This window comes from Corynebacterium argentoratense DSM 44202 (genome assembly GCF_000590555.1).
Lineage (GTDB): Bacteria > Actinomycetota > Actinomycetes > Mycobacteriales > Mycobacteriaceae > Corynebacterium > Corynebacterium argentoratense.
Genome location: NC_022198.1, coordinates 595,642 through 613,648, shown reverse-complemented (window position 1 = coordinate 613,648; position 18,007 = coordinate 595,642). Strand labels below are relative to the sequence as shown.

The following is an 18,007-nucleotide window of genomic DNA, read 5'->3' as shown; positions in this document are numbered from 1 at the left end:
AAAAATGCTCCAATACATACCTGACAGCATCACTAACGCAGCTCACGACTTCGCCTCGGCCGCTACGACAACCACCTTCCTTGGCAAAAATGTACTCGGCTCCGATCTAGCCACCGCTACCCAGGTCTCCGGTCTCCGGGAACTGGCGCAGGGGCATGCAAATGTGTTGTCCGGCCAGGAGGGCTCCGCATACCAAGTACTCAAAAACTACGCGGACCAACTCCAATGGGTCGCCGACAACCTCAACGCCACCACTCAAGCACTGACCACCACCGACACAACACTGCGCAACCAACTCGACACAGTCGCCAACACCATCTCCACCACACCAGGCGACACGCACGCCGGTGCCACTGTCGCAGACAGCACACAGCACTTCCCCACCCGACCCGACACCACCATCACCCCTTTCATCTTTCCCCCACCCATAGCCCACGCCGAAATATCCCTCACCTGGCTAGCAAACGCACTAGGCAGTACCAACACTGCAGCCTTCAGCTCAGCCGAACACACCTGGCGGAACCTAGCTAACACGCTCAGCACAGTCGTCAACGATGTGCGTCAAGCCGCCAGCGATCTCGCTTCAAACAACCAAGGGGATACCTTCACCGCTGCAGGCGAACAAATCAACGCCATCATCACCTCTGGTCAACACTTCATCGACACCGCCCACACCATGGCCACCAACGTCTCCCTGATGAACGCCATCCACGCCGAAGCAACCACCACCATCGCCCAAGCACAAGCCATGATCGCAGCACTACCCAACCCCTTTGCCCAACAAGCAGCAGAACACGCCTTCCTCCATGCCTTCGCCAGCGTGCTCAGCACACAAACCACCGGAGCCATACCACCGTTTAACACCCTCATGGACATACTCGGCCAAGCCGGCGAACGGGAGGCCGGCCACACCGGTAAACGTTCTGTCTCAGGCGCAGGCCCCACCAGCGTCGAACCCATCGCATTCGAACAGACCATTACCCAAGCCAACACGATTGGCACAGGTGGCTCCCTCGAAGCGGTCGGCGCAACAAGTGATGCACTACAGCAGGTCGGCACCCAGCACGCCGTCGCCACCCCCACAGCACCTACACCCACACCCGGCATGTCTAATGCACACACCACAGGGCTGGGCCATGCCCAGGGAATGCACCCATCACAAGTGTTTGCCACCAACCCATCCGCAGGCAGCCACGGTGCTTTTACTCCAGCACTAGAACAACTCAAAGCAACCGCCGCACAACACACAACAACTGGCACTACACCCACCACCGGGAGTGGAGCTAGGCCGTTGATCACTGGATTGACGGGAGAAAAACTCAGCCAACAACTATCAGACAAACTCACCCAGCGCGGCACTGGTGGGATTGGCGGCCGTGGTGGCGGCGGGGGCACATCCCTTCGTAGTATCGGCGGGATCGGTGGTGCGGGTGCCGCACTCGGTACAGGCAGCCGGGGTCTATCCGCTGGCAGTATCGGCGGCATCGGTGGCCGTAGCATCACAGGCCCCGGCACACCCGGTGGTGGTGCAGGTCGCAGCATGATCGGCAGTGGTGGTACGCCGCAGTCCCCCACCACCACAGCAACAGGATCCAACAGCGCAAGCAGTCGACCAATGGGGCCGATGATGGGGGCCGCCCCCATGGCAGGAGCAGCCGGCACCACAACCGGGAGCGGGAAAACAAAGCCATCGATCAGTCGCAGCCGGCGGCAAGGAAGTGTCGCCGACTTTGAGCGCGAACACAACCTACGCGCACTCCTGGGCCCACAACGTGGGTTGCCGTCGCACTCCTTCGGGGCATGGTCACTACTACCAGAACATATGCAAAAACAATTCCCGCAGACGGAGTTTAATAAAGCAATGAGCCACGCCCGGCGCGAACTACGTGCAGGAACCTTCGTAGCCGATAGCCCGGTCAAGCACGCCATCGCGGAGCACTTCTTCAGAAAAGAAGGATGGGACGTATAAAACTACCCGCTGGTGTCACCATCAAAGTAGCTGACATGCATGTAGCGGAATACCTCGGTCGCCAGCACCTCACTGTGATGACGTGCGAACAGGCCAGAGGTTTCCCGCCGCATCAACTGCATCGTCAACCGGCGCACGCCTTCCAGCAATGCTGGCGACCGGTCAAATGCTTCCGCGACCTCACCCGCACCAAAAGCAAACTGGTCAACGGGGTGTCCTTTGTATGCTCCACTATTGGCCACGGCGTCCAACTCCTTGAGCTGTCGTTCGCGTTTAATCTTCTGCACGGTTCCCAACGCAGCATTGAGCACCACCCACGGGTCATCCCATTCGCGGGGCGCGAAGTACACCTCTAGTCTTCCCACGTTGAGTGTGACAAAGCGGCCACCACTGGTCGAAGGGAAGTCGCTTAAAGTCCAGCGTTTGGCCTCCAACGTGACCGGCATGGGGATGGTGCGGTGAAGTACCGACGCGACGTCATCAATAATTGCGCCGTATAACCCCGGGACGGCCGCAGTGTTGCGCATGAGTTTGGAGCCGTCGCGGATGCAACGCTCTAGGACAGCATCTGGTTCGTGCCAGTCCCGCCGAATGGCGTGGTCGATGGTGCCGGCTGCCCAGTGCTCGAATGTGTCGGCGTCGAGGGTACCGTCGAGTGTTCCGGGCTGTGTGGAGTAAAGGTTCCAAGTGCGGTTTCGAAGCGTGTGGCCTTGTGCGCGCAGTTCTTCGATGAGTTTCCGTTCCTCGACTTGGCGTTCGGCGCGGCTGAATTTCGGCAGTGGCCAGAATTGGAGTGCGACGGCGTCTTTCCACGGTGCGTGCTGCCCGGAGCGTAGGACGTGTGTGGCGAAGCGAGTCTGAATGTTTTCCGTTTCGCCTACATAGCGTTCCCCGTTGGCGAATTCGATGATGTAGACGCCGCTTCGCGTGGGTAGTTCGGCCAGGATGGCTGCAAGCGTGTCGCCCGGTTCAACGACCCAGCGGGTGAAATGACGTCGCGGGGAGCGCCGGGGTGTGTCAGTCACGGTTGTCATTTTAGGCAAAAGCTCGGCCAGCAGCACCTTTAGCGAGGTAGTAAAACTGCTGACCGAGCTTGTGGTCCTTACGACCGCACTAGTTGAGCTCATCAGACTTCTCAACTAGACGGGCGTTTCGCCCGAAACCTCGATCGGACTGCCATCCGATCGGGTTCTTTTATGCACCGGTGATTTCAGCACCGTGAACGTGTCCCGGAATAGCAGACTATTTTCCTGCTCGTAGAATGCTAGCGCTGATACGGCCTGGTCGATGAGGGACTGCTTCGGCGTAACGTTTTCAAGACGCTGATCAATTAGTTCGCGCCGCACCCAGCTACAACCCTTCAGAGCCAGCCATCTGTACGTGCCACCCGTATAGAGTGGGCGCATGGCTTTCCTCCCTCACGTTGTCAATGGCGCCCAGGGCGGTACCGACCCCACGCTGCGCAGCCAGCATGGACGCACGCGCCGGCAAAAACCGACGCGGCGTCATTAATGCTTAAAACTAGTGAACCGAAAGGTCCTTGCCCTTGGTCTCCGGTAGTGTCGCCACGGTAATAACCGAAACAACCAACAGCGCGATGGAGTACCAAGCGAACTTGTAGGGATCCCCCACCCACGTCAGCACGTATCCAGCAGTGCCACCAAAAGCAGCAATCGCAAGCGCATAAGGAATACCGAAACCAGCAGTGCGCTGCTGGGTCGGGAACATCTCCGCATACGTAGCCGGCGCATGAGACAAGAAGCCAGACAGCAAAATCAGCTGGATACAAATCGCAGCCGTCAACTGCCACAACTGGCCGCCCTCAACAAGCTTGATCAGCGGAATATACAACACAGCGCAGCCAAGAAGACCAACAATAATCGTGGGCTTCCGGCCAACCTTATCCGACAGCCAACCCCAAATAGGCAGCGCAATAATGAACACAATATTGCCCATCAACGACGCGGTAAACGCATGGTTCGCGGAGTAACCAAATGAAGTAGAAGCAATCGACGGCATCGTCACCGACCAAATGTAGTACGCGACGGTCAGGCCGGACGTCATCAAAATGACCTTCAAGCCGGTGCGCCAATTCTTCACCACAGACCTCAGAACAGCCTCGCGGGAATCCTCCGCAGTGGCCTCCTGATAATCCTCGAAAACAGCAGACTCCTCCATACGTGAACGCATGAACAGTGCAAACAGACCAAGCACAGCGCCAACAATGAACGGAATACGCCAACCGAAAGAATTCATCTGACCGTCAGTAAGCACATTCTGCAGGATCAAACCCAACGCCAAACCAAAAAGCAACCCAAACGTGCCCGTGATGTAAATAGACGAAGCCCACAACCCACGATGCTCCCGCGGAGCATGCTCCGCCAAATAAGTTTGCGCCGCCGGCAACTCACCACCATGAGCCAACCCCTGGATCAAACGACCCAACAACAAAATCGCAGACGCGACCCAACCCACCTGCTCATACGTGGGGCACAACGCAATAATCAACGAACCCAACGACGCACTCAACACCGCAAAACTCAAAGAATGCTTGCGCCCAAACCGGTCCCCCACCCAACCAAACACCAAACCACCAAAAGGCCTAGCGACGAAACCGACCGCGAACACCGCCATCGTCTTCAAAAACGCAGACTTAGTGTCCTCGCCATTAAAAATCTGAGTGGAAAAATACACAGCAAAACTGCCGTACACCATCCAGTCGTACCACTCGAGCGCATTACCTACACCCGTACCAAACAAAGTCTTAGCATGCGACTGCTTCGCAATATCGATCTGAACAACCGCAGAATTCGTAGCACTCATCAGACCACCCCTTTCATGTGAAGAAAATAAAACCCTTAACCGTCATCACTGTCGCCCGCTGTCACGGACACAACCGCGCAACAGCCAACGAAGCAAGCAACAAGCTGCAATCAGTCAGATAAGAATCGTCATAAAACGCCCGAGGCGAATGATTAAACGGAGCAGACTCTGCATCCACCCCTTCAGGCACCGCAGACACAAACACATAACAACCCGGAATACGCTGCAAAATCTTCGAAAAATCCTCACCAGCACCCAACGGCGCAGGAAGTTCCGCAAAACGCCCAGGGAAAACCGCATCCGTAACCTGCTCTACAAACGCAGCCTCCGCGGCGTCATTAATCGTGGGCGGATACAAAATCTCCCTCTCCACAACCACATCCATCCCATGAGCCGCGGCAATCCCCCGAGCGAGTCGCTCCAACACATCAGGCAAACGCTGACGGTTAGCCTCGCTGAACGTACGAAGGGTGAAAGACGCCCGCGCGGAATCCGGAATCACGTTCGAGGTGGTCCCGGCCAGTACCGCACCACACGTTGCAACCACAGGATCTGAAATATCGAACTCCCGAGTAACAGCGACATGAGACTGCGTAATAATCTCCGCAATCACAGGCACAGGATCCAACGCCAAAAATGGAGCACTACCATGCCCACCCCGGCCCTTAACCTCAATATGCATACTGTCCGTCGAAGCCATCAAAGCCCCCGGACGCGTAGTGATAATCCCCGACGGGAAACGACCCGACCACACATGCAGACCATAAGCATGATCTGGTTGAGCACCCGACGCCTCCAAGAGGCCCTCATCAATCAGATGCTGAGCGCCATCCCAGCCCTCCTCACCAGGCTGAAGGAAGAAAAGAACATCGCCCACAAGACGATCACGGACCGCATGCAAAGCACGCGCCGCACCAACAATTCCTGCCATGTGCATATCGTGCCCGCAAGCATGCATCGCGCCGTTCGTCGACGCCCACTCCACGCCGGTCTCCTCAACCACCGGAAGAGCATCCATGTCTGCACGCAACAACACAGTCGGATGCTTATCCCCTGGCTCGTAGCCTCCGCCACGAAGGACGGCGACAAAACCACTGACCTCCCTGGCATCGGTAATCTCGCAGCCCAACGCCTCAAACTCCGCACGGACGCGGCTGGCGGTCTGCGGTAAGTCCAACGCTAACTCGGGAATCTGATGGAGTTCCCGACGTAACGCGACCAGACTCTCAGCTTCTGCGTCTAGAACCTTGCGGACCCGTTCCACAACATCAGTGGACCCGGCCAAATCAACAGATTTAACAGGTTGAGACAAGTCACAACTCCTTTCAGATCGAGTCACAAGAATCACCACTAAAGTGATTTGAGAATCTTATCCTAAGAGTTGAGAGATAGAACAAACGGCACCGGCGCGGACTGGAGGCGGCTCGCGGTATCCACGGCCGCCCTGCGCGACGCCAACATCCTTGACTGCTGGAGGATGGGACAGATATCCTCTACTCAACACGACCGGTTCCGCTACCCTCTCCGCCTCCCTCCTCACCGTCGCCGCACCTTCCGCGTGCTCCGTCCTCCCCATCAATCCCTTCCACGGCGCATTCTCCAAGGGCGCTTCCTCCGATGCCCCCACCACCGCCACCACCCACGTCCAGGAGCTAAAAGACCGCGGCGCCAACCAGGTCGAATTGCTCGCACTCCAACTCGAAAATGGTGAACTCGGTTCCGTCGCGGTGACCGTTCCCGCAACTGCAAGCAGCCCCCGCACCTGGTCGCAGTGGCACCTCGACGATTCCGACGGTTCACAGTTCAGCGATGAGCCCCTCGACGACGTCCTCGGCGCAATCACTACGTTCTCCCCCACCGAGGCACCCATCGCGGACCTCGTCGCCGCCATGCACAAACGCGCCACCGAGGATCCCCGCGGCTCCGCCCCCGACATGTTGACGCACGTGTCCTACCGTGTCACCCCCTCCGGAAAGGCATCGGTCGAAACGTTTTGCGCTCCGTCCGATGACATTGTGAACAGGAATGGTGAGCTAACCATCACCGATGACGTCGCGGGGCTCTCCGACCCATCTTCCGCAGCTGCCGGTGATGGTGCGGTCACCATCGATCGACCACTGAATTTGCTGCAGGCAGATGACATGCGCACCCTGTTGCATTATGCGGGTGCCTTCTTCGGTGACACCCTCACTGCGATCGAGGTGCAGCCGCCGGCGAACCTGTCGGATGGGGTGCCCGGTTATGTTTTCCGCGGGACGGTGGCACCCAGTGTTGGGGGCAGCCCCGAGTGCACCCCACGATGCGGATCAACATGTCCGCCAATATGATTTTGTCGTCGGGTCAAGGCCCCCTCACCGATAACATTACTTCGCAGCAGGTCGGTCTCCAGTGCCTGCCGACGCGCCCCGATGACCCGTTTTTCACTGATACGGTTGACGTCACCAATCTGTATCCTGCCGCGTTTGCATCGGTCTTTGATCTGATCACCGAGCATGGTGTGCAGACGGTCGGCACGCCTTTCGCTTTTGAGTTCCTGCCCGATCTCGAGGATCCCACGGCGGTTCGCGCCGAACTGTACCAACACCGGGAACCCGTCTTCGACGTGATGGTTACACCCTCCGGCAGCAGGGTCGAAGACCCCAAAGAGAAGACAGGAGAGGAAGCAGCAGAGGATCCCGCCAACTAGCGCCCCTCCGTCTGTACGGCCCCACAAACCCAGCCGCCGCCCCCAGGCAGCCTGCGTCAAAGCCCGGTGGGCGACACGACGGGGGTTCCGTTGTGGTCGAGGATCTCCGCCGCGACGTCATACACCGTCTTGATGAGTCCCTCGCACAGCACGTCGCACGGTGCGCCTTGAGCGATGATCTCCCCGCCCCGCATGACGAGAAGGTCGTCGCAGAACCGTGCTGCCAGGTTGATGTCGTGTATCGCCACCATCGTCACTGCCCCGGCACGCCGCGTCCGTTCCCGCACGAGCCCGAGCAGGTACAGCTGCCGGTGCAGGTCGAGCGCCGAGGTGGGCTCATCTAGCAGCATCACCTTGGGGTCTCCCACCAGCATCTGCGCGACCGCCACCATTTGCCGCTGTCCTCCCGACAGTTCCCCGATGTAGCTTTCCGCAATGTGCCCAATGCCCAGCTCAACCATGGTTCGGGCCGCCAGCTCGGTGGGTTTTATCCCGACAGCGACGCGCCTGGCCGCCACCAACACGGTTTCGAATGCGGTCAGCGATGCGGATCCGGGGAGGTCTTGCGGCACGTAACCAATGACGCCGCGGAGCGCTTTTCCCTGCAGTATCTCACCATCGTCGGCGCGTAGGTAGACGGAGCCTCCGAGCTTGGTCTGCACGCCCGCGATCGTTTTGATCAGCGTGGATTTTCCGGAGGCATTCGGCCCAAGCAGCCCCACGACTCGGCCTCCGCACAAAGGTTGCGGCGCGAAGTTTTCAAGGATGTTGCACGAGCCGTACCCAGCGTTCAAGTCTTCAATGTGCAGCGTAGTAGCCTCATTGTGTTGCGCCACGTCGTTCACCAATTCGCCCGCTTCCTAGTCATGATAATGAGGATGAAGAACGGCACCCCGATGACCGCCGTGATGATGCCGATCGGTATCGCTAGCCCTGGACGGATCATCAACGACACCGCATGTGAACACACGAGCACCAGCGCACCGGAGGCCATGGACGCCGGAATGAAGTAGCGCTGATCCTCCCCCACCAAAATTCTCGCAATGTGTGGCCCCACCAACCCAATGAAGCCGATTATTCCCGAGAAGGCGACGGTGGTTGCCGCCAGCACTGACACCATGATTAGCACCACGACCCTCAGGCGCTGCACGTTGATGCCCATCGCCATCGCGCGCGCATCCCCCAGGCGAAGCGCCGTCAGCCGCCACGACAGCCACATGAAAATCGGCAGCGACACCACCAGAACGACCGCAATAATTCCGTTACCCAGCCAGGTTGCGCGGGTCATCGACCCCATGGTCCAGAACACGATCTGCTGCAGAGCCTCCACGGACGCCGAGTATTGCATCAGGCTGAGCATCGCCTGGAAGAAAAACACCAGACCAATGCCCAAAAGGATCATTGTTTCGGCGGAGGCTCCCCTGCGTATTGACGCCACGACGATCAGCGTGGTCGCGACCATTGCGGAGATCCATGCGGTCGCCGCGAGGTTGAATTGCGCAACCGGAATGATGGTGATGCCCAGCACGATCGTGGCCGCCCCGCCAAATGCCGCCGCTGCGGATATTCCGAGGGTAAAGGGCTCGGCGAGGGGGTTTCCGAGGATGGTTTGCATCTGCGCCCCGGCCAGGGACAGCGTCATGCCGACGAGCAGCGCCATCACTGACATCGGCAGGCGCAGTTTCCACAGCACCACCCGGTTTTGGTCCGTCAGACTACTCGGGGAAAAGATACCCTGGACGACTTCTTTCGCGCCTAGGTCGATGGGGCCGACCACTGTGGAGGTCACGAATGCGGCCAGTGCCCCGGCGATGAGCAGTCCGATGATTGCCCACCGCCGGGCGACGCGACGTCTGTGTGCGGAGACAAGGGTGTCGACTGTTGTCACTGTCCTACCGTTTCCATTCCTCGGGTGGCGTGCCGGGCGGCATGCCGAGCGTTGTGTGTGCCAGCTGTTACTTCTGGTCGTCCTTGACGAAGAAGACGCCGGTCGCGTCGAAGGCGACGTACTTCTTGTGGGCTTCCTTCAGGTCCTTTTCGGGATCGAGGTCCTTGAACTCGTCGGGGTGCAGCCACTTCGCGAACTGTTCGATAGCGATGTAGTTCAGCGGGGAGTCGTAGAACTGGTGCCATACGGCGAAGAATTCGTCATCCTTGGGTGCCTTGAGTTCTTCGAAGCCGGGGGTTGCTAGCAGGCCCTGGAGGGTCTTCTGTGCGGTCTCGGGGTCGGAGTTGTAGCCGAGTTCTACGTGGGGCACTACTTCGGGCTTGTCTTTGTCCGGCGCCCAGGATCCACCGGTGGCGATGATCGCAGCAGGCTGGGAAGCGATCAGCTGTTCGGCGGTGACGCTACCGGACGGCCCGTCGACTAGGTGGTCGCCGAGGTTGTCGCCGCCTGCAAGGTTGATCATCTCGCCGAGGTTGCTGTCGTTGACGGTGGAGCAGCATTCCTTCATGCCGGCCGCGCGCCACAAGAAGGTGCTGGGGCGGTCGTTGAGCTTCTCGACGCGTTCCTTCACGCTGTTGACCTTGTCGGTCCATTCTTTGGTGAATTCCTTGGCTTTGTCTTCTTTGCCGAGGACAGTGCCGAGCATTTCGACGGATTTGGTGGTGTTTTCCAGCGGGTGCTGGCGGAAGTCGGTGACGACGTACTTGATTTTTGCGTCGTCGAGCTTCTGCAGCAGGCCGTTGGTTCCGGAGGTCTTGTAGGCGTCGGCGCTCATGACGACAACGTCGGGGTTGAGGGCGAGGAGGTTTTCGACGGTGACGTCGCCGTGGTTCATGTTGCCGATCGTGGTGACGTCGGCGAGCTCAGGAACAGACTTTTTGAAGTTGTCGTAGTAGCTGGGGGCTGACTTTTCCAGGTCGTTGCCCATGCCGACGACCTTGTCGAGAGGGTGTTCACGGTCGAGGATGGAGGTTGCGAACACGCCGCGGCCTTCACTAAGGATGACACGTTCAGGCAGCTTGTCGAAGGTGACGGTGCGGCCTTCGACGTCGGTGACGGTGATTGCGTTGCCCGAGGCTGCGTCAGCTTTTGTGCTTTCTGACGTCGCGGTGGTTTCTCCAGTGCCGCCACATGCGGTGAGCAGCAGTGCGCTGGAGGCTAGGACAGCCGCCAGACCCTTAGTGATCGTTTTCATAGGTACTCCTTGCCGTAGATTAGCGTAGGTTGCAGAAATGAATCATACTCCACACCGTGTTGTATATACAACTTTAGTTTCATAACATCGTCAGATTGCGCCCTCAATGCGCACAGCATTGACCCCAACCACGCGTCATGCAGCAACTATCACCCATCCCCGGCCGATTGCCGCCCCTGTGCCGCAGTCACTCAGTAAGCGCGCGCTTTCTTGAGAGCCTTCCGCAACGCGGCGTCATCAAGCTCCAAGCAACCCCCCTTATTCAAACGGTGCATTACCACCGGACACCCCTTGCACCGCGGCTTGGACCTACAGCACTTTTTACGCTTACCCCCCTTGGCTGCCTTCGCAGCTTTCTTGCGCAGCTTGTCCATATCCACGATCCAAAGCTTACCTTAACAGCAGCAGCCACCGCCCCCACACACCGTCAACCGCAACGCTCCACGCCGCTAACCACTACACTCCACGCCACAGAACAGACCGCTAGCCACTTTTCGCATCGCCTCGCACCGGGATCGGCTCCAACCCCAACTCCTTGAGCCTGCGGTCGCTTTCTCCGCGGGCACGGCAACCATGAGAAGCACCACACCCGCCACCACCGCCAAGGTTTTAGCGGCGCCAGCGGTTTCCTCTGGGTGATGTTCGCGGTCGCTCATTGCTGCCCACTACTTCCTCGGCTGTCCAGGTGACTTGAATCTTTCAGGTGTCCTGATTCCCCCACGAGCCTATAGAAAAAGTAACTGGCGTCACGTTATCGAATGTGTACCAAAAAATCGGGTGGGCCAACGCCCCAAAGCCAGCGAACTGTGAAAACACCGCCGCATATGCCCGCCCCCCCCGAAAAAAGTGCACACCGCATAAAAACAACGGCCGCAGCCAGACACGAAATCCCAACCACGGCCGCGCGATCAGCACGCCTAGCGTTGCCCCGCCTAGATAGCGTCGATGGTGCTGCGCTTCGGGTAGACGCGGGGGCGCACGCCACCCATTTCTTCGACGATGCGGATCACCTGGTTGGAGTAGCCGAACTCGTTGTCGTACCAGACGTAGAGCACAAGGTGCTTGCCGGTGGCGATGGTCGCAAGGCCATCGACGATGCCCGCCTGGGTGGTGCCGACGAAGTCGTTGGACACAACCTCCGGGGAGTGGATGTAGCCGATCTGCTGGCGCAGGTCGCTGCGCAGGGAGACCTGCTTGAGGTATTCGTTGACCTCATCGCGGTCGACGTCGCCGGCCATGGTGAGGTTCAGCACCGCCATGGAGACGTCCGGGGTGGGGACGCGGATGGCGTTGCCGGTCAGCTTGCCCTCAAACTCGGGCAGCGCCTTGGAGACGGCCTTGGCGGCACCGGTTTCGGTGAGCACCATGTTGAGGGTCGCGGCGCGTCCACGGCGGGAGCCCTTGTGGAAGTTGTCGATGAGGTTCTGGTCGTTGGTGAAGGAGTGGACGGTCTCGACGTGGCCGAATTCGACGCCGTACTTGTCGTTGACGGCCTTGAGCACCGGGGTGATTGCGTTCGTGGTGCATGACGCCGCGGAGAGGATCTGGTCGTCTGCGGTCATGTCGCCGTCGTTGATGCCGAAGACGATGTTCTTGATATCGCCCTTGCCCGGCGCGGTGAGCAGCACCTTGGACACACCGGTAGACTTGAGGTGTTGGGAGAGGCCTTCGCGGTCGCGCCAGCGGCCGGTGTTGTCGACGACGATGGCGTTATTGATGCCGTATTCGGTGTAGTCGACGGTTGCGGGGTCGCTGGAGTAGATGACCTGGATGGGGGTTCCGTTGGCCCAGATGATGTTGTTGTCTTCGTCGACTTTGATGGTGCCGTCGAAGGCACCGTGGACGGAGTCGCGACGCAGCAGGCTTGCGCGTTTTTGCAGGTCGTTGTCGCCGTTTTTGCGTACGACGATGGCGCGGAGGTTGACGCCGCGTCCGTAGGATTGCTTGGCGAGCAGGATGCGGGCGAGCAGGCGGCCGATGCGGCCGAAGCCGTAAAGCACGACGTCCACTTCGTCGGTCTTGGTGACGGGGGCGTCGATGACATCTGCGAGTTCTTCGCGTAGGAAGGCTTCGAGGTCGCCGCCACGTTCGTCGTAGCGGACTGCGAGTTCTCCGAGGTCGATGGATGCGGTGCCGAGGTTGAGGGTGGTGAGCAGTTCGACGATCGGGTAGGTCTTGTGCAGGGATAGTTCGGTGCCGGAAATGCGGCGGGCGAAGCGGTGGGATTTGGCGATGTCGACGGCGGTTGCGTTGTCGAGTAGGGAGCCGAAGATCGAGGTAACAACGTTGTTGTTCCGGCGGAGCTGGCCGAGCAGGGGGATCATTTTTTCCGCTAGTTCGATCCGCTGGTTCCAGTCGTTGTTGGGCATGAATGCGCCTTCCGTGGGGTGTGATTCAAAGAAAACAAGTACACATATAACGTAGCTAAGTTTTCTTTGTTTCGGACGCCTTTTACCCTCTACCGGGGTTACTTTGTGGAGGTGTTGTACCTCACCACCGTTATCGCACCGCCATTACAACGCCATGGCGCGCCCGCTGTGTCGTTGCGTGTTGACGATCTGCCACTATAGTGTCCATGGCTTTACCTCGCTTCCTTCAGCGCATCGCCCAGATTTTTTCTTCCCGCGATCATGACGCCGCGTCTGCCTCCGGCGGATCTGTACATCCTGACGCCGCACACTCCCCCGACGCTGTGCCCGAGTGGCTCATCATCGGACTCGGCAATCCGGGGGCCAAGTATCAGCTGACGCCACACAACGTCGGGTACTTCGCCATCGACCACGCGCTTGACCACGCGGACGACTACGCACCCGGCCAGGGCCCGCAGCCTTCAGGCACGCAGCTATCTCTGCAGCCCGTACCCGGCTGCACCGCCCATGCCGCCGTCACCACCTGGGGCGAGAACACCGTCGCACTGGTGCGATCGGATACGTATATGAATGAGTCCGGTGTCGCGGTCGCCGCGCTCGCACAGCGCTGGTCGATCCCTCCGGAGCGCGTCATCGTCATCCACGATGAGCTCGATTTGCCGCCAGGTACGGTCAAGCTGAAGGCGGGCGGTAGCGATAATGGCCACAATGGGCTGAAGTCCATCACCGCGCAGCTCGGATCCGGTGCCTACGCGCGTGTGCGAATGGGTATCGGCCGGCCCGCTGGCGTTCCGATCATCGAGCACGTGATCGGCCCCATGACCCAGGAGATCCTCGACACCCTGCCCGCCCAGTCGGCCGACGCCATCGTTGCTGCGCAGTTAATCATCACTGAGGGCGTTGATCGCGCCCAAAACATTGTGCACACCCGCAAGCGCTAACCCTGTGCGCACTCGGGCGCAACCCGCGCCTGCGTTTGGCCTTGCTGCCTGTAAGATAGGCGTCCGTGTCTGATCTTTTTGCCCAAGCCGCCCGCCGCCGTACCTTCGCCGTCATCGCCCACCCCGATGCCGGTAAGTCCACTCTGACGGAGGCATTGGCGCTGCACGCGCACGTCATCAGCGAAGCCGGTGCGGTGCATGGCAAGGCAGGGCGCAAGGCCACGGTGTCGGACTGGATGGAAATGGAAAAAGACCGCGGTATTTCCATCGCGTCCTCCGCCCTGCAGTTCGAATACGCACCAGAGGGCCACACGGGCGAGCCCTACATGATCAACTTGGTGGATACGCCCGGCCACGCGGATTTCTCTGAGGACACCTATCGCGTTCTCACCGCGGTGGATGCGGCCGTGATGCTTATTGACGGCGCGAAGGGCCTGGAGCCCCAGACACTGAAGCTGTTCCGCGTGTGCAAGGCCCGTGGCCTGCCGATCGTCACGGTGATCAACAAGTGGGACCGCCCCGGTATGGCGCCGCTCGAGCTCATGGATGAGATCGTGCAGGAGATCGGCTTGCAGCCCACTCCCCTGTTTTGGCCGGTGGGTGAAGCCGGCGACTTCCGTGGGCTCGCCAAGGTCAGCGATGACGGTGAGCCAGAGGAATACATCCACTTCATCCGCACCGCCGGCGGCTCCACCATCGCCCCCGAGGAGCATTACAGCCCGGAGCAGGCCGAAGAGCGTGAAGGGGATGCGTGGTTGACCGCTGCGGAAGAAGTCGAATTGATGACGATGGATGGAGCCCTGCATGACCAGGAGCTTTTCCTGGACTGCACCACCTCCCCGGTAATTTTCGCCTCCGCAATGCTGAACTTCGGCGTCCACCAGATCCTCGATACCCTGTGCGCGCTCGCCCCCTCACCAGGCTCGCGTGCGTCCTCCCAGAAGGCAATCGACGAGGCCACTGCGGCCTTCGACGCCGCCCGCGACGTCACCGATGATTTCTCCGGCGTGGTGTTCAAGGTGCAGGCTGGCATGGACAAAAACCACCGCGACTCCCTGGCGTTTATGCGCGTTGTGTCCGGCGAGTTCGACCGCGGCATGCAGGTCACGCACGCCCAGTCCGGTAGGAGTTTCTCCACCAAGTATGCGCTCACCGTGTTCGGCCGCACCCGCAACACCGTCGACACCGCCTACCCCGGCGATATTGTTGGTTTGGTCAACGCAGGAACACTCGCACCCGGCGACACCATCTACGCAGGCCGTAAGGTGCAGTACCCGCCGATGCCACAGTTCGCACCCGAGCATTTCCGCACGTTGCGCGCGAAGTCCTTGGGCAAGTACAAGCAGTTCCGCAAGGCTTTGGATCAGTTGGCGGCCGAAGGTGTCGTACAGATCTTGAAAAATGATGCGCGTGGTGACGCCGCGCCGGTCATGGCCGCAGTCGGCCCCATGCAGTTCGAGGTCATGATGGCCCGCATGGACAACGAATACAACGTGGAGACCATCGCCGAACCTGTGCCCTATTCGGTGGCCCGGCGCACTACCCCGGAGACGGCTGCAGAGTTGACCAAGCAGCGCGGGTGTGAGGTCTTTACCCGCACCGATGGGGAGCTCATTGCTTTATTTGGCGACAAGTGGCGCCTGCAGTTCATCGACAAGGAGCACCCCGAGTTCGTGCTCGAACCGCTAGTCGCCGACTAGCGGCAGAGGCTCGGCCCCGCCAACTAGCAGCTATTAGGGACCAGTACCCCCTCGAGATGCGACTAAGATCACTTCAAAGTGGTTGCTATATGTGGAAAATATTTCTATTTTGGAAGCTACTCATTTCAGAGTCACACAACCCCTAAGGGAGATCCACATGAACGCTTTAAAAAAGAACTTAAGCGCATGTCTGGCAGCAGTCGCAGCTGTAGTCATATGTACATCCCCCCGTTCACGCTCAGGTACCTCACGTGTTCCCAGCAAAGGAATGCGAATACGAGAATGGGCCAAGGTGCACCGGCTGGTACCCAAATGAGTACACTTGCAAAAACATTACGAACCGGCCTCACGAAGACTGGCAGATGCGTGCCTGCTTAGCGTGGATCGGGTACGGCCAGAACTAGAACAATGAGCTTTTTTCTCTGGTTGCTTCTGGCTATTCTCGCAGTAGCTTTAATCTACTTGGCCTACCGATTTTCTCTTGAACGAAATCTTGGGAAACTTTCAGAAGAGGCAGACTCGGAGGACATCCGAAAGCATTCCGCTGAAATTCAAAACCAGATCGCTCAAGGGAAAGGGTACCTCTGAGCCCTCAAGCCACAGTCGTGCATACCGCTGACACCCTACAGAGTTTCCAGCAGTAATCAGGGCGGCAATTTAGTGCAACTAGCCGCTAAACGTTGCCCTGCTGATCCAACCGAACAGCAGGTTGAATAGCGTAAAGATCATCTGCAGCAGCGAGTTACTGAAGTTACCCAGCGCCATGCTACTGCCCGCCAGGAACCCGAGCGCGGCGCTGCCGCTCGCGGCGTGATCATCCGAAGAACCATCCGAGGAACCCAACGCGGACGAACCTTCCGCCAATTCGGAAGAGGTGCTAACACCGGTCGCAGGATCGGAGGAGCCGCGGTCGGAGGATCCCAAGCTAGGAACGTCCGGCACCACGACCTCCTCGCCGAATCCACGCTGAAGGCGAGGCCAGAACGTATGCAGGGCCGTGTTCCACGCGTCCCAACTGTGGGTGCCAGCCATTGGGAAATCGTAGGCGATGTCGGTGATGCCCAGGCTATCGGTACGGACCTTCAGCTGGTGGGCGCACAGGTTAGACGCAGCCTCGATGCTGAAGCCTAAACTCCAGCGGTCTTTCTTCTGGTTGCTGTTAGCCGGGGCCCAGTCGCCGAAGAAGTCCAGGGCGCCCATCAAACCGGTGGCGGAATAGACGTAGAGGTTTTCCTGGTCCTTCAGCCGCTCGGCGTTAAGGACAGCATCGTTGTAGCGGGACAGTGGGGAGTTCATCGGGCCCCACATCATGTCGGCGTTTCCGCCACCACCTTCGATGGTGCGGTTGAGCCCGTAGCGACCCCACCAGGTGTTGTTCGCGGCGCAACCGGACAGGGACGCCACGGAGGAATAGAAACCCGGCTGGTGGGCGGCGTAGTTCAGTGCGGTACCGCCCGACATGGACATGCCGATGAGGCTGCGCTGGCCGTCGCCACCGATTTCGGCTTCCAGTGCCTCGGGAAGCTCGTAGGTGAGGAAGGTTTCCCACATTTGCTTGCCGCCCTGTTCCGGCAATTCCTCGACCCAGTCGGTGTAAGCAGAGTGGCGGCCCAGGGCGGGGATGACCACATGGTAGTTACCTTCGCGGGCAAGTTCCGGCAGGTCAGAGCGGTTTAGCCAATGTTGGTCGGTGTAGCCCCCATCGGCGCCACCCAATGCGTAGACGACGGGGCGGGGCGTGCTGGTGTCCGGCGCGGGCAACCACACCAAGGGAATCCAGCGGCCCATCGACGGGGAGTAGGCATTGATTTGCCGGACGGTATCTCCGTTGACGCCCATCCAGTGCTTGAGGCGTTCGATTTCCTCTGGGTGCATGTCGATCTGTGCTTTCGGCATGCCTTCGCGCCCGTTGGGGAACATGGGGTTGTCGAACTGTGGGTTAACTGAAGGCATGAGGGCGTTCAGCCAACCTTGTTCCGAGAAGCCACTGGGAGCGCGACGGGTGTCGGTGTTGCCGGGATTGTCGGCACCTTCGGGGTCGAGTCCGTGGTCTTGCGCGTGGACTGGGGCTGGGCTTAGCGCCGCGCCGAAGACGGTAGTGCTTACTAGCAGGGAGGTCAACATCCGACGCGTGCGCACTTTCAACTGCTCCTAGGGGGATTCCGTGTACTGGTGTGTTTTTGCGACTGCGGCAGCTTCACCGGTGTAACCCGGGTTGTCAGTTTTGCCGCATTCGTTAAAAGTCTCTCATGGGACTATATCGACTTGTCCGCGATCGGGTTACATTTACGCGCCTTAGCTACCGCCGCCTTAGCTGTTGTTGCAGTCAGTTGCAGCGAGTCATGCGTGGCGCACATTGTCCGTCCGCGGCGGCAC

At 59.4% G+C, this 18,007-nt stretch carries 13 protein-coding genes; 5 read left to right on the top strand and 8 right to left on the bottom strand.

Annotation, left to right across the window (positions count from 1 at the left end; translation table 11 throughout):
- Positions 1 to 4: 4 nt before the first annotated feature.
- Complete coding sequence (locus CARG_RS03040) at positions 5 to 1,969, top strand: hypothetical protein (RefSeq protein WP_020975925.1); 1,965 nt, start codon at positions 5 to 7, stop codon at positions 1,967 to 1,969.
- Positions 1,970 to 1,971: 2 nt separating this feature from the next.
- Here CARG_RS03040 and CARG_RS03035 read toward each other — a convergent pair whose 3' ends face one another.
- The 3 genes from CARG_RS03035 to CARG_RS03020 form a co-directional block, all read right to left on the bottom strand.
- The gene (locus CARG_RS03035; protein ID WP_169733193.1) at positions 1,972 to 2,994 is read right to left on the bottom strand and encodes a GIY-YIG nuclease family protein; all 1,023 of its coding nucleotides are present in this window, start codon (positions 2,992 to 2,994) and stop codon (positions 1,972 to 1,974) included.
- Between the two features lie 496 nt (positions 2,995 to 3,490).
- Positions 3,491 to 4,792, bottom strand: coding sequence for an MFS transporter (locus CARG_RS03025; protein ID WP_020975922.1), 1,302 nt, complete (start codon positions 4,790 to 4,792; stop codon positions 3,491 to 3,493).
- A gap of 61 nt (positions 4,793 to 4,853) precedes the next feature.
- Positions 4,854 to 6,104 (bottom strand): M20 metallopeptidase family protein, encoded by a 1,251-nt coding sequence (locus CARG_RS03020; RefSeq protein ID WP_020975921.1) that lies wholly within the window; start codon positions 6,102 to 6,104, stop codon positions 4,854 to 4,856.
- A gap of 151 nt (positions 6,105 to 6,255) precedes the next feature.
- On the opposite strand from CARG_RS03020, the gene CARG_RS03015 reads away from it, so the two are divergent.
- Both CARG_RS03015 and CARG_RS03010 read left to right on the top strand, forming a co-directional pair.
- Positions 6,256 to 7,119, top strand: coding sequence for a hypothetical protein (locus tag CARG_RS03015; protein WP_020975920.1), 864 nt, complete (start codon positions 6,256 to 6,258; stop codon positions 7,117 to 7,119).
- Positions 7,104 to 7,478 carry a hypothetical protein gene (locus CARG_RS03010; RefSeq protein WP_020975919.1) on the top strand — a complete coding sequence of 125 codons (375 nt, stop codon included), beginning with the start codon at positions 7,104 to 7,106 and terminating at the stop codon, positions 7,476 to 7,478. The genes CARG_RS03015 and CARG_RS03010 overlap by 16 nt, the downstream gene beginning before the upstream one ends.
- Before the next feature lie 56 nt (positions 7,479 to 7,534).
- On the opposite strand, the gene CARG_RS03005 is transcribed toward CARG_RS03010, so the two are convergent.
- The 4 genes from CARG_RS03005 to CARG_RS02985 all read right to left on the bottom strand — a co-directional run bounded on the left by CARG_RS03005 (position 7,535) and on the right by CARG_RS02985 (position 12,990).
- The gene (locus tag CARG_RS03005) at positions 7,535 to 8,314 is read right to left on the bottom strand and encodes an ABC transporter ATP-binding protein (protein WP_201769279.1); all 780 of its coding nucleotides are present in this window, start codon (positions 8,312 to 8,314) and stop codon (positions 7,535 to 7,537) included.
- A gap of 5 nt (positions 8,315 to 8,319) precedes the next feature.
- The gene (locus CARG_RS03000; RefSeq protein ID WP_020975917.1) at positions 8,320 to 9,366 is read right to left on the bottom strand and encodes a FecCD family ABC transporter permease; all 1,047 of its coding nucleotides are present in this window, start codon (positions 9,364 to 9,366) and stop codon (positions 8,320 to 8,322) included.
- Between the two features lie 67 nt (positions 9,367 to 9,433).
- Positions 9,434 to 10,621, bottom strand: a complete 1,188-nt coding sequence (locus CARG_RS02995) for an ABC transporter substrate-binding protein (protein ID WP_020975916.1) — start codon at positions 10,619 to 10,621, stop codon at positions 9,434 to 9,436.
- 932 nt (positions 10,622 to 11,553) lie between these two features.
- Positions 11,554 to 12,990: a glyceraldehyde-3-phosphate dehydrogenase gene (locus CARG_RS02985; RefSeq protein WP_020975913.1), complete on the bottom strand. Its 1,437-nt coding sequence runs from the start codon at positions 12,988 to 12,990 to the stop codon at positions 11,554 to 11,556.
- 206 nt (positions 12,991 to 13,196) lie between these two features.
- Here CARG_RS02985 and pth point away from each other — a divergent pair, with 206 nt between their 5' ends.
- Entirely contained in the window at positions 13,197 to 13,931 is a 735-nt protein-coding gene (gene pth, locus CARG_RS02980) for an aminoacyl-tRNA hydrolase (RefSeq protein WP_020975912.1), read from the top strand.
- A 65-nt stretch (positions 13,932 to 13,996) separates the two neighbouring features.
- Positions 13,997 to 15,631, top strand: a complete 1,635-nt coding sequence (locus CARG_RS02975; protein WP_020975911.1) for a peptide chain release factor 3 — start codon at positions 13,997 to 13,999, stop codon at positions 15,629 to 15,631.
- A 666-nt stretch (positions 15,632 to 16,297) separates the two neighbouring features.
- Here the strand turns inward: CARG_RS02975 and CARG_RS02965 are convergent.
- Complete coding sequence (locus CARG_RS02965) at positions 16,298 to 17,770, bottom strand: alpha/beta hydrolase (RefSeq protein WP_236620172.1); 1,473 nt, start codon at positions 17,768 to 17,770, stop codon at positions 16,298 to 16,300.
- Between the last annotated feature and the right edge of the window lie 237 nt (positions 17,771 to 18,007).

Bases quoted from the DNA above. Each gene is read 5' to 3' on its own strand.
- pth (WP_020975912.1), top strand. From the start codon at position 13,197: ATGGCTTTACCTCGCTTCCTTCAGCGCATCGCCCAGATTTTTTCTTCC.
- CARG_RS03010 (WP_020975919.1), top strand. From the start codon at position 7,104: ATGTCCGCCAATATGATTTTGTCGTCGGGTCAAGGCCCCCTCACCGAT.
- CARG_RS03040 (WP_020975925.1), top strand. From the start codon at position 5: ATGCTCCAATACATACCTGACAGCATCACTAACGCAGCTCACGACTTC.
- CARG_RS02985 (WP_020975913.1), bottom strand. From the start codon at position 12,990: ATGCCCAACAACGACTGGAACCAGCGGATCGAACTAGCGGAAAAAATG.
- CARG_RS02995 (WP_020975916.1), bottom strand. From the start codon at position 10,621: ATGAAAACGATCACTAAGGGTCTGGCGGCTGTCCTAGCCTCCAGCGCA.
- CARG_RS03025 (WP_020975922.1), bottom strand. From the start codon at position 4,792: ATGAGTGCTACGAATTCTGCGGTTGTTCAGATCGATATTGCGAAGCAG.